The 7,144-nt window shown below is 58.2% G+C and carries 4 protein-coding genes; all 4 read right to left on the reverse strand.

Annotation, left to right across the window (positions count from 1 at the left end; translation table 11 throughout):
- Positions 1-2 precede the first annotated feature (2 nt).
- Positions 3-2,174: a TIM-barrel domain-containing protein gene (locus ABIZ35_RS11115; RefSeq protein ID WP_348219971.1), complete on the reverse strand. Its 2,172-nt coding sequence runs from the start codon at positions 2,172-2,174 to the stop codon at positions 3-5.
- A 265-nt stretch (positions 2,175-2,439) separates the two neighbouring features.
- Positions 2,440-4,161: an RICIN domain-containing protein gene (locus tag ABIZ35_RS11120; RefSeq protein WP_348219972.1), complete on the reverse strand. Its 1,722-nt coding sequence runs from the start codon at positions 4,159-4,161 to the stop codon at positions 2,440-2,442.
- Between the two features lie 68 nt (positions 4,162-4,229).
- The gene (locus ABIZ35_RS11125; RefSeq protein WP_348219973.1) at positions 4,230-5,066 is read right to left on the reverse strand and encodes a DUF1559 domain-containing protein; all 837 of its coding nucleotides are present in this window, start codon (positions 5,064-5,066) and stop codon (positions 4,230-4,232) included.
- A 271-nt stretch (positions 5,067-5,337) separates the two neighbouring features.
- On the reverse strand, positions 5,338-7,062 hold the full coding sequence (locus ABIZ35_RS11130) for an FAD-dependent oxidoreductase (protein WP_348219974.1): 1,725 nt from the start codon (positions 7,060-7,062) through the stop codon (positions 5,338-5,340).
- Between the last annotated feature and the right edge of the window lie 82 nt (positions 7,063-7,144).

The raw sequence follows: 7,144 nt of genomic DNA on the forward strand, positions 1-7,144 counted from the left end.
TCTTAGAACGAGACGGAAATGGCCTGCCCATTGTAAAGTGCGGCCTTCGATTGCCCATCGGGCAGTTTCACGATCAGCTGGCGTTTTTGCATCATTCCCGGAAACGATCCCAAACGCTTGCCGACCGTCAGAACGCGGCTTTTGTCGTTCCACACCATGGGGATCTCCGATGACTGGCCTTTGAGATATCCATAGTCATCTCCCGCGTCTTCGTAGAGCGAGAACACGCCGTCGGCGCCGGGATAAACACGCACCTCCAGCGGGTCGATAGGCTTTTCGTCCGTATACTGGAGAACAGGTCCCAATGGCAGGATGCCGCCGGCGCGCATATAGACGGGGATCGTAGACATCGAAGCCTTGACGATGGATAACTTGCGGCCGCCTTGAACGGCTTCGTTGGTATTGAAGTCGTACCATTTGCCTTCGGGAAGATACACGTCGCGCGAGCCGCCTTCCGTCAGGATGGGCGCCGCCAGCAGATTGCGTCCGAACATCCATTCATCCGTCATGTTAAAAGTATTGGCGTCGCCGGGAAACTCCAGAAAGAGCGGGCGCATCAGCGGCGCCGCCGTGCGGGCGTTCTCTGCGGCGCAGGTGTAGATATAGGGAATCAGGCGATATCGCAATTCGATCGCCTGAACCATCGCCGCCTGCGCTTCGTCGCCAAACGCCCAGGGCCAGCGCGGCTCGTTGAGCATGCCGTGCGCGCGCATGATGGGCGTGAACACGGCCTGCTCCATCCACCGCGCGTAAAGCTCCGGGCTCGGCGGGCCAAAGAAGCCGCCGGTGTCCGAGCTGGTATAGGGCATCCCAGCCATGCTGAAGTTCATCAAGGTTCCCGGCTGGTTGCCGAGGGTATTCCACGAGCTGTTGACGTCTCCCGACCAGACCGCCGCGCCAAAGCGCTGCATGCCCGGCGCGAACGCCCGGTTTATGGTCCAGACGCGCCGCGAGTTCAGGGCGCGCTGTCCCTCCCATTGCGCCCGGCACATCTGGAAGAACTCATCGTAAGTATTTTCCGCTTCGTCGTTCCACCAGCCGTCCACGCCGGCCTTCATCAGCGGCGCCTGATGGCTCCACCACCAGGAACGCGCCTCGGGATTATCGAAGTGCAGGTCAATCTTAATGTTGTTTTGATCGATCTTATCGAGTGGCTTGTGGACATCATCGATAAAAGGGAGCGTCCAGCCCCGATCCAGGGCGTAATCCAGACGCTCACCGGTCAATCGCGGCTTGCGGATGCCGACGAATTTCAAATGCATGCTCTTCATCAGCGCCAGCGAGCCGTCCGGGAAGTTTTTAGAATTGATCTTCCAATCGTCGTTGAACCAATCATAGTCGTAGACAAAGGCGTCCACCGGGATCTTGCGATCGCGAAACTGGCGCCATTTGTCCTGAATGTCGGCGGCGTCTTGATATCCCCAACGGCTCTGCATAAAGCCGAATGTCCAGCGCGGCGGGATCGGCGCTCGTCCGGTCAGGCGCGAATACGCGTCCAGCAGGCCGTAGCCGCCTTTGCCGGAGACGATCAGATAGGAATTGAGCGACGGGCCGGGAACCTGCCACGTCAGCGTGTTCGCCGTATCGGCCCAGGAAATCCCGTTTTGGTTGTTGGCGATCAGCGCTCCGTACCCACCGGTGGACCACAAAAACGGGATACGTGTGACGCCGTTGTGAGTGATTTGCGTTCCCGAAGGATGCGTCAGATCCCCGCTGAAATTCCAGTCTTTGTTGCCTGCGCCATACAGACGCTGGTCAGCGTCGTGAGACAGCGCCAGCGTCATCCCCGTGGAAGTCGCCGTGATGCGTCCACTGCGTATGAGACTTGCATTTTTCGCGTCACGGATCGTGAAAACGCCATCAGGGTCGAGATGCAAAACGGCTTCCGGGGTGCGAACGGTAACATCCCCCAGCTTCCCGCGCTGAACGGCGGCCTTGGGCCACGGCTGATCTTCCACAACAAACGGGCTGGCCGGCGGCTCCGGCGCATCCGCGGCGCTGGCGACGATGTGAAACGCGCCCGCGTCGACCGCGCTGACGGAGATACGCAAGCCGGAGGCGGTCACCTGCGCGGGTGCGTTCGGGGTGAGAGCGTAAACGTGGGCGGAGGCCCCAAAACACGAAAGAGCGAACGCCATGCCGAGCGCGCGCGCGGAAGATGTCAATGTTGTCATGTGAAAGAGAAAACCTTTACAAAAAATTTGGAGCGAACGTCTCGGACGATTGCATGTTCCAAAGGATTACCGACTGATGTTACGCACATCACGCCCGGCGATTAAAATCGCGGCTAGAAAAGCACGATGTGCCCCTCCGGGCACTCCAGAGAATAAACGATTACGTGTGTTTTCAGGAGTCCACGAGGTGGACATCGTGCACTTCTAAGCCGGGTACCCGCTTGCGGGTGTTTATTCGCCGGCGAGCTGGTTTGCGCAACATCATTTACTGAACGCGCTCCATACGAAATTGCTGCGCGGATGACTCGTTATTCGTATACTGCTGCACCGGCGTTGCATCGGCTTGGCTGGCGCCCCGGATATCCCAGGCGAGATTGTTGGACGCAAAGTAATAGCTGAACGTCCCGTTGGTGCGCGGACGGATTCGCACGAGCTGATCCGCCGGATTGCTGGAGCTGTAATCCCAGATCCAGAGAGCCTGTCCTGGAGTGCTGGAGGCATTGGGAGAAACGGCTCGTCCCGGTGTGTAGAGGCTCTGCACGGAGAACCAGCCGTCCACGCGCGGATTGAACGCCCACTGGAGCCATGGCTGTGCGACAAACGGGTTTTGCACCACGGCGGCGCCGTTCCCGGCCCCTGTGACGCCGACATACTTGCCGCTGTTCTCGGCCCGCAGGTAATAATTTCCCCACGGCTGGAGCCGCCATCGCTGTGCGGCGGTGTTAGTGTTCCCATACTGCTGAACCTTGGCGTTGTCGGCAGTGCTCGCGCCATCGACATCCATGAGCAGGCCGCTGCGCACGTTCTTGATGTTGTACCAGCCACTCCCGACATCGACCAGATCCCACTGCTGGCTCGGATCTCCATAAGTGTAATCCGTGTCGACCAATTGGGCGCCATTCGTCAGTGAGTCGCCGGCGATCGCCATGGCTTTGCCGCTGACCCAGGAGATCAATTTAAAGTGGTCGCCGTTTTCCGTTGGCGCCAGCGCCCAGCGCTGATTGCCAGTGCTGCCATCGTAGCCCCACTGGTTTACGTTAGCCCCGTTCGCCGTATTGCCGCCGATCAAATCGAGACATTTACCGCTGTTCTGGTTCACGATATTGAAGAACGGCACGGGATCGACGCCCAGGCGGAGCGCTTCCGCCCAGCGAGCGCCGTCGCCAGCGGGAAAGCCGCCGTTGAGCCAGAGAAAGCCGCCATTGATTCCCAGGTTCGTCTGCCACCCTCGAAACTTCGCCGTCGACGAGGCCATGGTATCAACGTTGCCCCAAAGGCCGGGAGTGACTTTAAAACCGCCGAAGGCGCTGTTCCAGTTGCCCGGATCGTTGCCCGCGCCGCCATCATAACATTGAAGATAAATCGCATCAACTTTGGAGCCGAGCTGCGATTTGGCGTTCACCCAGAACGCCTGGTTCGTATACGGGCAAAACGTGACTTTCATCCCAAGTGTGGAAATGAGATTGCCGAACGATACGGCCGATCCTACATCGTAGGTCTGCTCATCGTCGTACTGAATGGCGTCGATCCCCGTCGCGTTCTTTAGCGCTTGAAAACTTCGGTAAAGAATGCTGCTGGATCCCGTTCCCTGCGACACGATCAGGTTCTTGATGTTGGTGAAGCTCGGATCCCCCCACCCGCCGATGGTCAGTTCAATACGATTGACGGTCGATGGCGCGGCCTTGCACGCAGCCAGCTTCGCGCCCCAAGTAGAATCCCCGACATAAACGCCGTTCGTCACAATGGGCGTCCCATTGTAGTCCAGGTTCCCATTGGACTGCACGTGCATGGTGAATAAAAACAGCGATGTGTACCCCGACGACCGAGCCGTATTCTGCCAGCTTGCCGACGGCGCATAGAACTCATTTCCAACGAACAGCCCCTTGACTGCGCCCTGACTGGCGCTCATGCCGGTCAGAAACAAGGACCCCGTCAGCATCGCAATCGTCAGTGATTTCAGCAATCTCTGTGTGTGGGAAGAGCGCATGGGAACACCTTTGTTCTTTAGGGGCAGATATGGCGCCCGGCGAATTTACCGCCGGGCGTCGTTACCATTTAGATTTTGCTAAAGGTCATGGCGGCGCTGCCCTGTCCACTGCCGTTGACGTTCATATAGCTCGTCCCAGCGGCGTGCTCGCCGCCGTCATTCTCGGCGTCGCCTGCGGCGAGGGCGTCCTTTCCAGGTGAAATCCGGGCTGCCTTCAGCCATTTGACATGACCGTCAGCCGCCAGATAGTTAGCGCCATCAGTGTGAGCGCCATTTGTCCCCTTATACTGGTTCAGCTGCTGTCCGGGCGGGTTGCCCGTGGCGTACTGAGCGAAATTGTTGGTCGGGCTGCCTTTGCCGCCGTTGGTCCAGTAGTTCGTATCCATAGTTCCCGCTGAGGAGAAGTCTGTTTGGTCGATGCGATTGAGATCCATCACGACGCCGAAGGCTTCGCATAGCAGCACCGTGGACGCGGGCGCATTCAAACTCGCGAGCGCGGCGGGCTTCCCGCCATTGCCGTCGCCGAGGAATGAGTTGTTAACGACGTAGGATACCGGCTGCCACTTCACGCCGGGCGCCGGGCTATACTGGGAAGGATCGTCGGGGCACTGGAAGACGCCAACCGCCTTAAGATAAGGCATCACGGGATGGGCCCATCCAGCGCAATAGAAAAAGTCCGACCGACCGATGGGGAACGTCTCATCGTTGTCCTGAGCGTACTGAAGAAAACCCAGGCCAAGCTGCTTTTCATTGGACGTGCAGCTAATTTGCCTCGCCTTCTCACGCGCCTTCGCGAAGACAGGGAAGAGGATGGCGGCAAGAATCGCGATGATAGCGATAACAACGAGTAGTTCAATTAAAGTAAATCCGAAATAATCTTTGTGCGACGAATGTGAGTTTTTCATTTCCAAATCCTTTGATGCAGTGTGCAATCGACGACGATGTGACGCCATTTTTTGGCAATAACGATGGATCAATTTTGGATCACATCCCGACAGAGTGAATATAAGAGGGACTGCTCTGTCCGGACTCGCCATCGCCTGAACCAATATAACACCAAAAATAAAATATGTCAATATTTTATTTTTGGATCAAAAATGGTTCTAGCATAAATGACAAATCCTCACGCCCCTATGAGGCGTGAGGATTTTTTTGAGACGCTGAAGCGGATTGTTTCTACGCCGCAGGCGGACGGCGTGCGGTGAGCACCTGGCCGTCGGCGGCGAGGCGCTTGCTGAGGGCGGTGTAGTCGACATCCTGAACGGCGGATTTGCGATCGATGGCGAGCGCGGCGGCGGTGGCGGCGGCTTGGCCGAGGATCATATAGGTCGGCTCCATGCGGAAGCTGCCGAAGGCGGCATGGGTGGCTGAGAGAGTGACGGGGACGAGCAGGTTGGTTGCTTCGGCGCGCTTTGGAGTGACCGCGCCGTAAGGGATCGGGTAAGGCGTCGTCCACCAGACGTAAAAGCCGCCTTCGTTCTGGATCTTGCCGTCCACGACGACGCGGCGGACGATGTGCGAGTCGAGTGAATACGAGCCAAGGCCGATGGAATCGGCGACATCATAACCAGGCTTTCGCTGGACATGGTGCTGGGTCACCATGGTCTGGCCGATCATACGGCGCGCTTCGCGGACATAGAGCTGATAGGGCCAGTGGCCGTTGCTCTCGAACTCCTCGGCATCGAGGCCCCACTTGCTCATCTCGTCACGAACCGAGGGGGGAATGCGCGGATGGTTTTGCAGGGTCCAGAGCAGGCCCTGCTGGTAATTGCGATGGGCGGCGACGATCTTACGGCGGGTTTTGTCGTCCGCTTCGCTGTAGTTCCAATGGCCGACCAGCGAAGAATCCCCGCCGATAAAGTCGAAGCTCATCGCGCCTTTGGCGTTGGAGTCGGTTTTATTATTCGGCATGGGCTGTGTGCTGAACGAAGATGTCTGCCCGGCGGCGTAGAGTCGAAACAAGATTTCGTATAGCCGTTCGTCATAGTTCTGAGGCTTGCTGATGTACACACGACGGCCGGGATCGTTCGTCATGCACAGGCGATAATTGAACGACTGCAGGCGGTGATCCGCCTGACCGAGCTTTTCTTTTCCATCGAACACCCCTTCGATGCCCGAGATAAAGCCACTCTTCGGGACGCCGGGCGTGATATAGGGATCGACGCCGCGATATTCATCTTCGTTGTAATATCGATCGACGCCTTTGACCATAAAACGAATGCCGTTCAGCGGCTCGTCATGCTCCTCGGCGCTGTCCCTGCCGATCCGGTAGCGCACACCGGCCGCCGCCATCAGGTCGCCCTCGTATCCGGCGTCGATAAAGACTTTGCCGCGAAATCGCCGTCCTGAAGTGGCGGCAATCTCCACGATCCGCGCGCCTTGCTTGACGACGCCGTTTTTTCGGTTCAGAGACTGGCCCCGGTGCACGGCGATCTTCTCCTCGGCAAGCCACTTCTCCATCACCCCTTCGGCGACGTGCGGCTCGAATGTCCACATGACTTGGCTTTTGTCGTCCATCGCCGGTCCCGATTGGGATTCCAGCCCGAGATAAGACGAGCGCTCCTGACGGGTCCAAACTTCCGGGTTTTGATAATAGAGCCAAATCCGGTGGTAAAACTCGCGCGCCAATCCGCCGATCGCCGCGACTTGCTTGGTATCGGTCCAGCCAAGCCCACTGGTCGTCATACCCCCGAGATGCGTTTCCGGACACACGATGGCGACCGATTTGCCCATGCGCGCGGTCTGGATCGCAGCGGTGACCGCCGCACTCGTTCCGCCATAGATGACGACATCATAAGAAAGGGCGGCCGCCGCCTTCGCCGCCGCTTCCACTCCGGCCGGCAGGATCAGACCACCGGCAAGGATGACCGCCTGTCCCAAAAACTCACGTCGCGATTGCATATTAATACTATTCCCAAAACTGATAAAGGCGGCGCGATAAGGAAGCCGGCGATTGAAATCGCGCCTAGAAAAGCACGATGTC

Origin of the sequence: Capsulimonas sp., assembly GCF_039929585.1 — a bacterium.
Classification (GTDB): Bacteria; Armatimonadota; Armatimonadia; order Armatimonadales; family Capsulimonadaceae; genus Capsulimonas.